This is a genomic window from Psychrosphaera haliotis, from assembly GCF_009728465.1.
GTDB classification, from domain to species: domain Bacteria; phylum Pseudomonadota; class Gammaproteobacteria; order Enterobacterales; family Alteromonadaceae; genus Psychrosphaera; species Psychrosphaera haliotis.
In genome coordinates, this window is the sequence record NZ_WOCD01000001.1 from 772047 (window position 1) to 786215 (window position 14169).

At 39.3% G+C, this 14169-nt stretch carries 15 protein-coding genes and 1 tRNA gene; 3 read left to right on the plus strand and 13 right to left on the minus strand.

From position 1 onward, the window contains the following. Window position 1: 1 nt before the first annotated feature. Together GNP35_RS03485 and GNP35_RS03490 are read right to left on the minus strand one after the other, a co-directional pair. The gene (locus GNP35_RS03485; protein WP_155694532.1) at window positions 2–1048 is read right to left on the minus strand and encodes an efflux RND transporter periplasmic adaptor subunit; all 1047 of its coding nucleotides are present in this window, start codon (window positions 1046–1048) and stop codon (window positions 2–4) included. A 118-nt stretch (window positions 1049–1166) separates the two neighbouring features. After that, entirely contained in the window at window positions 1167–1625 is a 459-nt protein-coding gene (locus GNP35_RS03490; protein WP_155694534.1) for an LPP20 family lipoprotein, read from the minus strand. A gap of 224 nt (window positions 1626–1849) precedes the next feature. Between GNP35_RS03490 and GNP35_RS03495 the strand changes: the two genes are divergently transcribed. Then, window positions 1850–3043: a flagellar assembly protein T N-terminal domain-containing protein gene (locus GNP35_RS03495; protein WP_155694536.1), complete on the plus strand. Its 1194-nt coding sequence runs from the start codon at window positions 1850–1852 to the stop codon at window positions 3041–3043. Between the two features lie 105 nt (window positions 3044–3148). Then, a complete protein-coding gene (locus GNP35_RS03500; protein ID WP_155694538.1) occupies window positions 3149–3505 on the plus strand; it encodes an Hpt domain-containing protein in 357 nt (118 codons plus the stop codon). An 11-nt stretch (window positions 3506–3516) separates the two neighbouring features. On the opposite strand, the gene GNP35_RS03505 is transcribed toward GNP35_RS03500, so the two are convergent. The 11 genes from GNP35_RS03505 to rlmE form a co-directional block, all read right to left on the minus strand. Further along, window positions 3517–4416 (minus strand): hypothetical protein, encoded by a 900-nt coding sequence (locus GNP35_RS03505; protein WP_155694540.1) that lies wholly within the window; start codon window positions 4414–4416, stop codon window positions 3517–3519. 174 nt (window positions 4417–4590) lie between these two features. Continuing rightward, on the minus strand, window positions 4591–5442 hold the full coding sequence (gene yghU / locus GNP35_RS03510; RefSeq protein WP_155694542.1) for a glutathione-dependent disulfide-bond oxidoreductase: 852 nt from the start codon (window positions 5440–5442) through the stop codon (window positions 4591–4593). 64 nt (window positions 5443–5506) lie between these two features. Continuing rightward, window positions 5507–5818, minus strand: a complete 312-nt coding sequence (locus GNP35_RS16220) for a M48 metallopeptidase family protein (protein ID WP_330997701.1) — start codon at window positions 5816–5818, stop codon at window positions 5507–5509. 221 nt (window positions 5819–6039) lie between these two features. Further along, entirely contained in the window at window positions 6040–7398 is a 1359-nt protein-coding gene (gene yegD / locus GNP35_RS03520) for a molecular chaperone (RefSeq protein WP_155694544.1), read from the minus strand. 154 nt (window positions 7399–7552) lie between these two features. Then, window positions 7553–7637 (minus strand) — tRNA-Leu (locus GNP35_RS03525). Window positions 7638–7654: 17 nt separating this feature from the next. Further along, window positions 7655–8026: a preprotein translocase subunit SecG gene (gene secG, locus GNP35_RS03530; protein ID WP_155694546.1), complete on the minus strand. Its 372-nt coding sequence runs from the start codon at window positions 8024–8026 to the stop codon at window positions 7655–7657. Between the two features lie 9 nt (window positions 8027–8035). Continuing rightward, complete coding sequence (gene tpiA, locus GNP35_RS03535; RefSeq protein ID WP_155694548.1) at window positions 8036–8773, minus strand: triose-phosphate isomerase; 738 nt, start codon at window positions 8771–8773, stop codon at window positions 8036–8038. Between the two features lie 67 nt (window positions 8774–8840). Continuing rightward, a complete protein-coding gene (gene glmM / locus GNP35_RS03540; RefSeq protein ID WP_155694550.1) occupies window positions 8841–10175 on the minus strand; it encodes a phosphoglucosamine mutase in 1335 nt (444 codons plus the stop codon). Beyond that, window positions 10168–10956, minus strand: coding sequence for a dihydropteroate synthase (gene folP / locus GNP35_RS03545; RefSeq protein ID WP_155694624.1), 789 nt, complete (start codon window positions 10954–10956; stop codon window positions 10168–10170). Before folP ends, glmM begins: the two co-directional genes overlap by 8 nt. A 119-nt stretch (window positions 10957–11075) precedes the next feature. Further along, window positions 11076–13004: an ATP-dependent zinc metalloprotease FtsH gene (ftsH, locus tag GNP35_RS03550; RefSeq protein WP_155694559.1), complete on the minus strand. Its 1929-nt coding sequence runs from the start codon at window positions 13002–13004 to the stop codon at window positions 11076–11078. Between the two features lie 39 nt (window positions 13005–13043). Continuing rightward, window positions 13044–13673 (minus strand): 23S rRNA (uridine(2552)-2'-O)-methyltransferase RlmE, encoded by a 630-nt coding sequence (gene rlmE / locus GNP35_RS03555; RefSeq protein ID WP_155694561.1) that lies wholly within the window; start codon window positions 13671–13673, stop codon window positions 13044–13046. 86 nt (window positions 13674–13759) lie between these two features. Here rlmE and yhbY point away from each other — a divergent pair, with 86 nt between their 5' ends. Beyond that, a complete protein-coding gene (yhbY, locus tag GNP35_RS03560; RefSeq protein WP_155694563.1) occupies window positions 13760–14059 on the plus strand; it encodes a ribosome assembly RNA-binding protein YhbY in 300 nt (99 codons plus the stop codon). The last annotated feature ends 110 nt before the right edge of the window (window positions 14060–14169 follow it).

Genomic DNA, 14169 nt, shown 5'->3' on the forward strand with positions numbered 1-14169 from the left:
ATTACGCATCCTTATTCGGTGTTGTCACTTGAGCGCCGTCACGCACTTTTAGTACACCTTTAAATACGACTTGAGCACCGGCTGACAAACCTTTCACCACTTCCGCTGAACCAGGCTTTCTTCTTCCTAAAACCACCTCTGTTTTAGAAACACTATTATCGCCATTTAAAACATAAACAAAATGCTGGTTATTTATTGGGATAATTGCAGATTCTGGAATAACCAAAGCGTTGCTTGCTTCTGTAGTTACCTTTATTTGCAGTAACATGCCAGGTCTTAAAGACTTAGCTTCGTTATTAAAAATGGCTCTTACTGAAAACGCCCTTGAAGTTTTATCGACTCTTGAAGAGATACTGTCTATGACACCTACAAAGGGCGCTTTGAATGCAACATGCATGGCGCTTACCTGTTGGCCAACTTCTACTGCAGTTAGGTACTTTTCAGATAATTGGAATTCGACTTTTATTTTATTTACGTCATCTAAAGTAACAATATTAGTGCTTGTTGTTATCAGTTGCCCTGGGCTTATTTGACGTAGGCCAACTTGACCTGAAAATGGGGCTTTGATGAACTTTTCATCGAGTCTGACTTTCGCAACTTGCTGTTGTGCTTCTGTGGATTCGATCAAGCTTTCTTGCTTTTCAATTGCACTGGCCGCCGTCGCGCTTTGCTTTTCAAGATCTTTTAAACGCTTAAGTTGTCTTCTGTGTTCGTTTAAGGTTGCCTTGAATTCATTTACGTTGGCTTTTTCTTCATCGTGACGCATTGTTACCAATAATTGTCCTGCCTCAACAAACTGACCATCGTCAAAGTGAACAATATCAACTCTGTCTGTGCTATTGGCTTTTAAATCAATCGATTCATTGGCTTGTGCGGTACCGAGTGCTGCAATTTCCTCGTTGTATGGAATTGTTTTTGCTTCAGCTACTTCTATTAATATTGAGCCACCACCTCGTTGCATTCCACTCTTTTGCTCTGCTGGCCAAAAAGCGATAGCCAACATACCTGACAAAACAATAACAATCCAAAGAATTGGGTTTCTGAACATGAATAGATCCTACTAATAAATGATTTAAAAATTATAGTAGAATCATACCTTATTGGGGTAAATCAGCCATGTGATTTGGCTTGAGTTTCAATCACCTTATCTGAACATTTACAGATTGTTAGTAGTATTCTACTTTCTTTATTTTTCTTGGGCGGGTATTGATACGATACAAATCGAAAACTAGTTTCATATCGAGTTCAAGTTCTGTGGCGTAAGTGTCTCCAACAGGATAAGACTTGACTAGTCTGGCACCTCGGATCACACCTTCAACTTTTGCTTTAAGTTGATCATCTTGAGCGATTAAATTCTTAACTTCCGACTTTCCTTTGATCTGGTAACCATAAACCTGCTCGGCTAATTCTCTATAAGCGTCTAATTTTGATGCTCGCATTGCCATTATTTGCCTAATTTGTGGATCATTGCCGCCTTGAGCTGATATTGGTGCATAACCTACCGCCCGAAGAACAGGAAACTGCTCAGGCTTTTCATATTCCCAACTAACATGTTTATCCAGCAATGATGTGCAACCTGTTACTAACAGTGCTAAAAACAACATCGCAATAATTCGAATTTTCATAATTCACCTTCAAGCCCAATCTATTGATAGCAAACCATTCAAATTTTAGGCCAGTTTATCCGTAGGCTCTCAGTTAACAATTAGTACAGGCCGGTTAGCAAGTTATGATGCCAAAATGGTCTGTAAATTGCAGAATTGACTACAAACTACGTATTGCCTTTATCGTTTAAACTCAAACGACAATACTTTGACGGGTAGAACCTAACCATGAAGAGAAGCAAAACATGATTAACCCTGCATTAAATAAATTCATAGCATTAGCACTATTTTTAGTTTTGTCTTTTGCGGCACAGGCTGATTGGTATGAGGCAACTGGACAAGCAAAAGTAAGATATGGCGATGTCGCTAGCGCTAAAACCAGAGCCACACAAGATGCCGTTAAGCAGGCTATGCTATTTGCGGGCGCTAATGTTGCAAGCATTCAACAGATTTCAAAAGGTTTATTAGTTGACGATTCTATCCAAGTTAGAGCTAATGGCGCTGTCAATCGTATAGAAATTGTAAGTGAACAGCAAAAAGGTGACTCTATATCGGTAACAATACGAGCCGATATATTTCCTGAAGAAAGAGCTTGTTATGCTGCAGAGTTTGGCAAAAAAGTAGCCATCACTCAATTCCCAATTCAACATTGGGAACACGCTAAAGTAGGTGGCCTATATGGCCTAGAAAAAGAGATCCCTCGAAAAATTGTGGCTATGCTTCAGTCCGGCAGTTCAACAATATACCCAGTTGCGTGGTTAGATAAAAAACTTAGTGTGCATCAAGATTTTGACCAGCAGGGAAAAGTTCGCCATGAACTGATTGATGCCGTTGCTCAAAACGCCAACTCGCAATTTGTCATGTTTGGTCGTATCAGTGACTTGTCTTTTGGCGATATGTCTAATTCTTATAGTTTTTGGGAAGACGATGAGTTTGAGCGCTTTTTCACTTTCGAACTTATGATTGCAAACGCACTTACTCATGAAGTTATATATAAAAACAGTTTCCACACGGAAGCCGAATGGACTTTTGACATGAGGGAGACTGTAAATGTTAATAGCCGTAAATTCTGGAACTCTGAATATGGCTCGGCCATTGAGCGTAACCTAACTGACATGCGAGATGACATTCTTGGGCAACTTAGCTGTCAGCAACTTCAAAGCAAAATATTAGCAATTCAAGAAGGGAAACAAATCCAGCTCAATATTGGTCGTGGTCAAGGCGTTTTTATAGGCCAAGAATACCGAGTCTCTTATCGTGCTGACATTATAGATAACTCAGGGAACCTGCTGACCAACTTTGTAATTAGTCCTTATCGAGTTCGAATAACAAAAGTGTATGAAAACTCTGCGATTGCTGAATCCTTGGATAAAGACTTTATGAGTAACGTGCAGGTAAACGATGTGATTGAGCTAAAAGACTGGTCTACAGATTGGTAGGTTTCTGTTTTGAATTTAATTAATTTGCTATAGTCTTTAGCTATTATTTACGATGAAATTTTTGAGTCCAAAATATAATCAATTTGGCGCCTAACGGGGAAAACAATGACAATTGCAGCACTGCAGTCGATTGACGGCTTAGATTTAAAAACAGGCCTTACAAATTGCATGGATGATGAACAACTTTATAAAGATGTTATCTCAATGTTCGTTATTCAATTAGACCAAGATATTCCAATGGTTAGACAGTTTTACAATACCCAAGACTGGATAGGTTTAGGCAAGGCTTGTCATGGCATCAAAGGTGCGGCTGCTAGTGTAGGTGCGCATATAGTTCAAGACGCGTCCGCTGAATTAGAAAAGGCAGGTAAGGAAAACAATGGGGACGTTATCAATTCTCAATTTGAGCAATATATTGTGTTGCTTGAGTCTTTTAAAGCCCAAATATCAGCCGCTATATAATTCCTAAGCATTTAACTGCTAATTAACTTAGAGAGCTCTTTTATCGGGCTTTCTCCTTTAATTTTAGCTTTTGTGCTTATTGGGTTTTTAAGCTCAATTATTTTACGACTTTCTAAATTCAAAACCTCATTCAATTTATCAAAATGAACAAACTCTCTAAACAGTTTATTAAAAGTGCCGTCCTGTTGTGCCAATAGAAGGCCTTTTTCAATACGTTCAGCAAGCCGCATATTTTCCATCGCGACAAAAAAGTAAACGTATGACGGGTAATGTAAAACAAATTTTGGTTCGATCATTATGCTTTCATCATTCATAAGCTCAAACTCTCTTAATATTTCATTTAACCCACGCGGGAAGTGATCAATTCTTTTAAGGTGCAACAACTCAATAATTGAACCATATAAACTTGCGGGGAAAACACTAAATTTATTAAACTTTAAGATGTCATAATCCGGCCAATCGTGCCCTTGTCCTGCGGCTAGCTCCCGAAATTTATCGATGCTCTCTATGTTTTGAAACTCTTGAAGGCGATCTTTTAATATCAAGGAAACACGATAACCTATTAACCCCTTTAACAAAGGTATCCTTATTGGCCTTGCGACGCCCTCCCTAGCTTTAGTTGATACAGACCAGTAAACGTCAATGCTTCGCCTTGTGTTTAACTCGTGTAATGCACGTTCTTGAATTATATCTCGATTAACGTAATTAATTTTAAAGGGTCCGAATTCAGTCTCGGTTTTAGTGAGTGCAAGCTGTAGAAGCTCAGAGTAGTAGTCTACTGAGTTGTAGTTTAAGGGTACTGAAGAAACAATACGAATCGTGTCTCCCTCTGCAGAATAGGACTCATTACTAAATGCAGAAAAAGAAATAGACAGTGTTATACCTACTATCAATGTTTTTAACAAAAACAAGTCATCGCACCTTCTGTTTAATTCTTAAGTTATATTTAAGATAGTCAAAAACAACGAAGGTGCGAACTTAAAGTTCAATCAGGTTTAAAAGTCCGTATTCTAAAAGTCAGTGCTTTAAAAGCCCACATTTTAGAAGCCCGTATTTTAAAATTTAGTGATTTAGAATTTAGTGCTTTAGAATTTGATGTTATCAAAGTCAGTTTTAGAATGACGTTCATGCACCTGCTGGGATTCGTCACCCCAGGTTTTGTTTACAATCTTACCTCGTTTTACCGCAGGTCTTTGTGCTATCTTTTCTGCCCAAGCCACTAAGTGTGTATAACTTTCCACATCTAAAAACTCGGCGGCGTCATACAATTCGCCTAAAACCAACGCTCCGTACCATGGCCAAATAGCAATGTCAGCAATAGTGTATTCTTTGCCTGCCATGTAGTCATTATTAGCAAGATGCTTGTCCAAAACGTCAAGTTGCCTTTTCGTTTCCATGGTAAACCTGTCAATCGGGTATTCAAACTTTTCAGGGGCATAAGCGTAAAAGTGACCAAATCCTCCACCTAAATAAGGCCCGCTTCCAACTTGCCAAAACAGCCAAGACAAACAAGCAGCTTTATCATTCGGTGAGCTTGGAATGAAGCGTCCAAACTTTTCAGCCAAGTGCAATAAAATAGCGCCGGATTCAAATACATTGACGTTATTGGTCCCTGACTTATCAACTAACGCTGGAATTTTTGAGTTAGGATTAATATCCACAAAACCGCTACTGAATTGATCTGCGTCTTGGATCTTTATTAGATGTGCATCATACTCTGCACCGGCTACACCTGCCGCTAACAACTCTTCAAACATAACGGTGGCTTTTACACCATTCGGGGTCGCTAATGAATAAAGTTGGAATGGATGCTCTCCTACAGGTAATGATTGCTCAAAACGAGAGCCGGAATCTGGTCTATTTAAACTAGCCCACTCTCCACCATTTTCTTTATCCCAACTCCAAACTTTTGGTGGCGTATAGGTATTTTCTGACATAACAACTCCTTACTGTTTGAATAGGTGACGACCATCAGCAAGTTTAGATCAGGTTAGCCTTGATTTAGTAAACCTCACCTATTAACTCTAAGTGGGTTAAGTAAATACGCACATCTAACTCTAGTTGATGGTAGTTAGGTAACATGTACTCGCAAAGTTTATAGAATGCTTTGTTGTGGTCATACTCTTTAAAGTGAGCGAGTTCATGTACCACTATCATAGCGAGAAATTCTGGCGGTGCATTCTTAAATATAGAACTTATTCTTATTTCATATTTACGTTTGAGCTTAGAACCTTGAACTCTTGCTATGCTGGTATGAGTCCCTAACGCATTTTTTATAACATGTAATTTGTTGTCGTATTCAATCTTACTGATCGGTTGAGACTTTTTAAAAACTGGGCTTTAAGTTCGAGAACATATTCCCGCAGTAATTTGTCATTATTAAAATGGTGCGGATGTGGGTATTTATTTTTTAAATATGCCGTGAGCTTTTTAGTATCAATAAGGTGTTGAACCGACTCAATAATTGAGCCGGGATAATTACTTATATACTTTAATTTTGTAAGGTTAGGATTAGGCAACACTGCACTTTCCGTTTATTTGAATATAGTTTCAGCCCAACGACTTAATCCTGCCGTAACGCTACCAAAGTGATCGCCAACAACAACAGGCTTATTACCAAATTTAGATTTTATAAAGTCGTTAATGACTGGTGACTTTGCCGTACCGCCAGTAACAAAAATAACATCAGGCTCTGCACCACCTTGGTTGACCGCTTCACTCATTAGCTTTGCAATACTATTAAGCTGATTCTCTGACGCTTCTAAAAAAAGGTTTCGGTCCACATCTTGGCTTAGATTTTCCGTTAGATAACCTAAATCAATATTGTTTGAATTACTTTCTGTTAATAATATTTTAGCTTGTTCCGCACTATTCACGAGCTGGTAGCTAAGCTTTTCATTGTAAGCTTTTAATAATCGACCCAATATTTCTGGTTGCTCAGAGTCTCGTTGTAACTGCTCTAAAAAGCGTCCGTTTGCGTCACTATAAAAGTCTGTTTGAGCATTTACGTCATTAATAGCCACTGCTTTAAAATAACTATTCACTGGCATTGGTTTGCCAGACTTTAACTTACCGTTGATACCTAGGTTAGGCATAACACCTTTTAAAGCCAGCTGAATATCAAAGTCATTCCCGCCGACTCTTAAACCGCTGTGTCCCAACAGAGCCGCTGAACGATCGGCTTTGTTCATTAACTCTGGTCCCATAAGAAGCATTGAGCAATCCGTGGTACCACCACCAATATCAACAACCAATACTCTTGTTTCTTGTTTTAAACTTGCTTCGTACTCAAAACCTGCAGCCACAGGCTCATACTGAAACTCAATATCTTGATAACCAACATGTCTAGCGGCATTCGTTAATACTTCAATTGCTTGTTTGTTGCTTTGTTCACTATTACGACCTTGGAAATTAATTGGTCGCCCTATTACAACTTTAGTGACGTCGTGCTGTAACTCTTCTTCAACGTGATGCTTAACGTGTGCCATCATAGCTGCAACAATATGCTCAAAAAATACAATTTGCTGAGGCAGCAAGCCACTCGTCCCTAATAATGATTTAGGAGACTTTATATAATAACCTTCACTTGGATCGTCTAAGTAGCGTTCTAAGGCCGACTTACCAAAAGATAGATGCTCCGGTATACCATCATAACGAAGGTCCTCTAAGGCCTCTTGCCCTTTCGAAATTAAGAAACCTCGAGAGTTAGCAAATGTGGACTTATAAGGTTCGTTGATATTTTTATGTAACCAGTTTGGGATAACGTCTCGACTTGGGGCATAAAGTGACGAAGACATAAATTTGCCGTGCTCACCTAACGTTAACATTTTTGGTTGCCCATTTTGCATTGTCGCAACAGCACAATTTGAAGTGCCGTAGTCAAAACCTATCATTAAAACTGCCTACTATATAAATTACGGCCGCGGATTCTACCTAATTGAGGGGGCTTTTTCACTCTCTTGTTTGAAGAATTTGAGGCATAAAAAAACCAGAATGCCTATTTTACTAAGCTATTCTGGCTTTTGTGGTTCTTAATGAACCTTATAATGGTGCGGATGGAGAGACTTGAACTCTCACGCCTTGCGGCACAGGCACCTCATGCCTGCGTGTCTACCAATTTCACCACATCCGCATATTTATATGCAAAAATTAGTTAACTGGTACGTCGTCTGAACCGTTAGACTCTTGCGCATCTCCAGCAGGAATTTCAGAAGGTAACTCCATATCCATCGTTGCTGGCGCTGTTTCAGTTGGAACAGAAAGATCGCTAAACGCATCTTCTTGTTTTACTGAGTTTGCTGTCATGCTACCTAAGAAAATACTTAGGATAAAAAATGCAGTTGCTAGAAATGTGGTTGTCTTCGTCAGGAAGTTACCTGAACCATTAGAACCAAACAACGTTGCTGATGCTCCAGCACCAAACGACGCGCCCATATCTGCGCCTTTGCCTTGTTGAATAAGAATAAGTCCAACTAATGCTATTGCGATAATTAAATAAACTACTATTAAAATTTCGTACATGCTTTTACCTTAAGCTACTGCGTTTTTACAAATGTTTCTGAACGCTTCCACATCTAAACTCGCGCCACCAATTAGGCCGCCGTCGATGTTTTCCTTGGAAAACAATTCTTCACTATTTTCTGCCTTAACACTGCCACCATATAAGATGCGTGTTAAATCTGCTAATTCTTGGCTATAACCAGCTAACGTTTTGCGGATCATCGCGTGAATTTCTTCTGCTTGATCGCCTGTTGCTGTTTTACCCGTACCTATTGCCCATACAGGCTCATAAGCAAATACAATACTGTCGGAGTAATTTGGTAATACATCTAACACAGCTTTAACTTGTTCAGTTATTACAGCTGTTGTTTCACCATTTTCTCTTTGTTCATCTGTTTCACCGATACAAATTATCGGTATTAGACCAGCGGCTAAAGTAGATAAAACCTTCTTTGCAACTATCTCATTTGTTTCATTAAACAATGAACGACGTTCAGAGTGACCTACAATAACATACTGACAGCCAACATCCCTCAACATTCTTCCAGAAATTTCACCTGTGAATGCGCCTGAATCTTGGATAGCTATTGTCTGTGCGCCTTTTTTAACGTCTTGTGTATCTTCATTAAGATAAACAAACGGTGGGCAAAGCACAGCTTCAACATTATCAGCATCTAACTGTTGGATATTGTTAACCATTTCAGTTAGCAGTTGGCTATCGCCGTTTAGTTTCCAATTCGCTACTACTAGCGGTAATCGAATGGCCATTAGCCTCTCCTTCATTTAAGCGGCGAGATAGTAACAAACTCCCCAAAAAGTACAAGTAATGGATTCGTTATTCTGCGTGTTCCGCCACTTTGTCGGCTACTTTTTGTGCTACTCGTTTTATTAACTTACCATCTTTACCTTCAGTCATAACTCGAATAAGCGGTTCTGTACCAGATTTTCTAATTAATATTCTACCTTCATCACCTAATTCAACTTCTGCAGCTTGAATTGCTAACTTTACTTCATCAACTTCTAGTGGATATTTATTAGGCGCTGTACGAACGTTAATTAATTTTTGAGGGTACTTTTCCATGCCAGATTTAAGTTCAGATAACGTCATGCCGGTATCTACAATAGCCGCCAAAATTTGAACTGCAGAAATAGTACCGTCGCCGGTTGGTATATGATCTAGATTAATAACATGCCCCGAAGACTCACCACCTATTGTCCAGCCATTTTCTTTTAAAAGTTGCATAACGTAGCGGTCGCCAACATTTGCTCTTTTAAACGGTATACTAAGATTCTTAAGTGCTACTTCTAAACCTAAGTTAGACATTAATGTGCCAACAACACCACCTTTAAGCTCACCTTTTTTAAGGGCTTGACGCGCTAAGATAAAGACAAGTTCGTCGCCATCGACTTCCATGCCCTTTTCATCAACCATAATCAAACGGTCACCGTCACCATCTAATGCAATACCAACATCAGCATTGTGCTGAAGAACGGCTTGTCGCAACGCATCTGTGTGCGTTGCTCCACAATGATCGTTGATGTTTAAACCGTTTGGCTCAGCAAAAATAGAAATAACGTCTGCACCTAACTCTCTAAATACATTTGGTGCGATGTGGTAGGTAGCCCCGTTTGCTGTATCAACAACAATTTTCATGCCTTTTAGTGATTCAAGAGCAAAACGGCTCTTACAAAACTCAATATATCGACCAGCAGCATCATTTATTCTAAAGGCTTTGCCTAACTTTTCAGACTCTACGCAAGTAAGCTCTTGCTCAATCATTCTTTCAATTTCATGCTCTACGTCATCCGGTAATTTAGTACCTTCTGCTGAGAAGAATTTAATACCATTATCATAATATGGGTTGTGCGATGCGCTAATAACAATACCAGCGTCAGCTCTGAACGTTTGAGTTAAATATGAAATTGCAGGTGTTGGCATAGGCCCAAGCAATCCTACATCTACACCAGCAGCGATTAAACCTGATTCAAGCGCCGTTTCTAACATGTAACCGGAAATACGTGTGTCTTTACCAATAAGTACTTTTCTGTTGCCATTGCTAGCAAAAACTTTGCCGGCAGCCCAACCTAGTTTTAGTGCAAACTCAGGTGTAATTGCACCTTGTCCAACTAAGCCTCTAATTCCATCTGTTCCAAAATACTTTTTACTCATTAATAATTCCTTTGTTCATCGCATTGTAAATGGTAACTGCTTGGTGAGTCTCTGCGACATCATGGACTCGAAGAATGTTTGCCCCGTTACTTAGGGCTAACGTAGCAGCTATTACACTTCCCAGCATTCTATCATTTGTTTCTACATTTAATAAATTACCAATCATCGATTTCCTCGATAAACCGGCTAAAATTGGCATTTTATATGTAACAAATTGATCTAAATCACCCAAAAGTTTGTAATTATCATCCAGTGTCTTGCCAAAACCAAAGCCTGGATCAAGCCAAAGCCGCTCTTTGACGATTCCTGCACGTTCACATTCAACTATTTTTTGATCAAAAAAGTGCTTAATTTCGCCGACGATGTTTTTATATTCTGGTTTGTTTTGCATCGTTTGCGGGGTACCTTGCATATGCATTAAACAAATAGGCACTTCAGCCTGCGCAGCTACCTCTAACGCACCAGGTTGCCCCAATGCACAAACATCATTAATTATGTCTATTCCATTCGCCAAACCTTCAGCCATTACATCGGCTTTAGAAGTATCTAAAGAAATAATACAATCAAATTCCGACTTGAGTTTTTTTATTACTGGAATGACTCTAGCTAGTTCAGTTTCAACACTCACCTTAGGTGCACCTGGCCTAGTTGACTCCCCACCTATATCAATAATATCAGCACCGTCTTTTAACATTCGTTCGGCTTGCTTTAGAGCCCTATTTAACGAGTTAAATTCGCCACCATCAGAAAAAGAATCTGGCGTAACATTTAAGATGCCCATAATTTTAGGTTGTTTGAAGTCGAATAAATTACTCACAAAAGTATCCTGCTTGCTATTTCTAGATGTTAAATAAAAAAGGCTCCTATAATTAGGAGCCTTATCAAATTATTCGTATTTAATTATGCGTCTTTTGGTTGTTCTTGATCCGATGACGTAGAAGACTCTTCTTTCTGTTCTTCTGTATTGTCATTGTTAGAGTTATTAGATTTATCACCTTTTTCATTCCAACCCGCTGGTTCGCGAACTTCTTTACGCTCCATTAAATCATCAATTTGTTTTGCATCAATAGTTTCATATTTCATTAATGCATCTTTCATTGAATGAAGTATGTCCATGTTGTCTTGTAAAATCTGACGAGCACGTTCATAGTTTTTATCAATAATGGCACGTACTTCTTTATCGATTAAACGAGCAGTCTCATCTGAAATATTCTTATGCTTCGCAGAACTGCGACCCATGAATACTTCACCTTCTTCTTCGGCATAAAGTAAAGGACCAAGTTTTTCAGAAAGACCCCACTGAGTCACCATCTTAGATGCCAAATCAGTTGCACGTTCAATATCGTTTGACGCGCCAGTAGAAACTTTTTCATCACCGTAGATAATTTGCTCAGCTAAACGACCACCATATAAGCTAGAGATATTACTTTCTAAATGCTGTTTAGAGTGACTAAAACGATCTTTTTCAGGCAAGTACATAGTTACACCAAGGGCTCTACCACGAGGTATAATACTTACTTTATAAACTGGATCGTGTTCAGGAACCATGCGGCCAACAATTGCGTGGCCAGCTTCATGATATGCCGTCATTTCTTTTTCAGCGTCGTCCATTACCATGGTCTTACGCTCAGCACCCATCATGATCTTGTCTTTTGCTTTTTCGAAGTCAGTCATATCAACTAAACGCTTGTCACTTCTTGCAGCAAACAGAGCAGCTTCATTCACTAGGTTCGCTAGATCAGCACCAGAAAAACCAGGAGTACCACGTGCAATAAGTGCAGGCTCTACATCATTGCTTAAAGGAACTTTGCGCATATGAACATTTAGTATTTGTTCACGGCCGCGAACATCCGGCAACCCAACAACAACTTGTCTATCAAAGCGACCTGGGCGAAGTAACGCTGGGTCTAATACGTCAGGTCGGTTAGTAGCAGCAATAACGATGATACCTTCATTACCCTCAAAACCGTCCATTTCAACTAACATTTGGTTAAGCGTTTGTTCACGTTCATCATGACCACCGCCCATACCAGCACCACGTTGACGACCTACAGCATCAATCTCATCTATAAAGATAATACATGGAGCCGACTTTTTAGCTTGGTCAAACATGTCTCTTACACGAGAAGCACCTACACCAACAAACATTTCAACAAAGTCTGAACCAGAAATTGCGAAGAACGGTACTTTTGCTTCACCAGCTACCGCTTTTGCTAATAGCGTTTTACCTGTACCAGGCTGGCCTACCATTAATACGCCTTTCGGTATTTTACCGCCAAGCTTTTGGAATTTAGAAGGGTCTTTTAAGTAATCAACCAACTCTTGAACTTCTTCTTTAGCTTCGTCACAACCAGCTACGTCTTTAAATGTCGTTTTGATTTGGTCTTCGCCCATTAAACGAGCTTTACTTTTACCGAATGACATGGCGCCTTTACCGCCCCCACCTTGCATTTGGCGCATGAAGAAAATCCAAACACCAATTAGTAGTAACATTGGGAACCAAGAAATTAAAATAGACGTAAACAACGATGGCTCTTCAGGCGGAACACCAATAATTCTTACGTCGTTTTCGATTAAATCATTCAGTAAGTCTTTGTCATATGCAGTTGGAATTAAAGTTTCAAACTTTTCACCGCTGCGTTTAATTCCTTTGATCTGGCGATCTGAAATTTTAACTTCACGAATTTGACCCTGACGAACGTCTTTGATGAACTGCGTATAGTTTTCAGCGCCACTAGCGGATTCACTCGGTGTAATGTTGTTAAACACTGACATCAAAGCGACAGCCACAACTAACCAGATTATTAAATTTTTAGCCATATCACTCAAAGGAATAACCTCTTCCTGTTATTAATTAATTTAAGATTACTACAGTTTGTAACCTGTCGCTACTACGTACACCTCTCGAGATCTCGCTCTTGAGGATTCCGGTTTTCTTATTTTCACAACTTTAAACGCTGCTCTCATGTCTTTTACAAACTGGTCAAAGCCTTCGCCTTGGAACACTTTAACCACAAACTTGCCATCTTTTCCTAGTACTTGATTACACATATCAAGTGCCAGTTCTACCAAATACATAGAACCTGACTGATCGATCGCGTCATTACCACTTAAGTTTGGAGCCATGTCAGACATAACTAAATCTACAGTACGTCCGTTTATACGATCTAACAACGCATTTAGAACACTTTCTTCTCTAAAGTCGCCTTGTAAAAAGTCAACACCTACAATTGGATCCATAGGCAATATGTCGCAAGCGATAAGAGTACCGCTGTTACCAATGTAATCAGCCGCATACTGAGACCATCCGCCAGGGGCTGCACCGAGGTCTACCACAGTATCACCTGGCTTCATCAACTTGTCTTTCTTTTGAAGCTCTTCTATTTTGAAATAGGCACGTGAACGCAATCCGCGTTTATTCGCTTCTTTTACGTATTTGTCATTTACGTGCTCTTCTAACCAGCGTTTACTACTAGCCGAACGTTTATCTTTTGCCATATGTCAGTTTATAAATTGGTAATAAGCTTAAGGTGGGGTAGAATATCGTTAATTCAAGTAATTATCATTGTTAAATTTGAGACTAGATGAAATTAACTAATAAACAAATACAATTTTTACGTGGCGAAGCGCATTCGCTTAAGCCTGTCGTTCAATTAGGTTCAAATGGATTTACTGAAGGTGTTTTGGCTGAAATCGAAAACTCTTTAGAAATTCACGAGCTTATAAAAGTTAAAATCCCGGCTCAAGACCGAGAAGAATTAAACCTTTATGTGGATGCTATTATTCGTGAGAGCAAAGCGGTTAAAGTTCAGCTTATAGGTAAAACCTTAGTACTGTTCAAACAGGCTAAAGAACCTCGAATCCTATTGCCAAAAGGTAAGTAAGCATCACAACTCGTTTTAGTTAAAACGAATATCATCAAAAGCCATTGCTAAACGCAGTGGCTTTTTTTTACCTCAAATAAATACAAACCCGCATAAATTTATAAACAGTG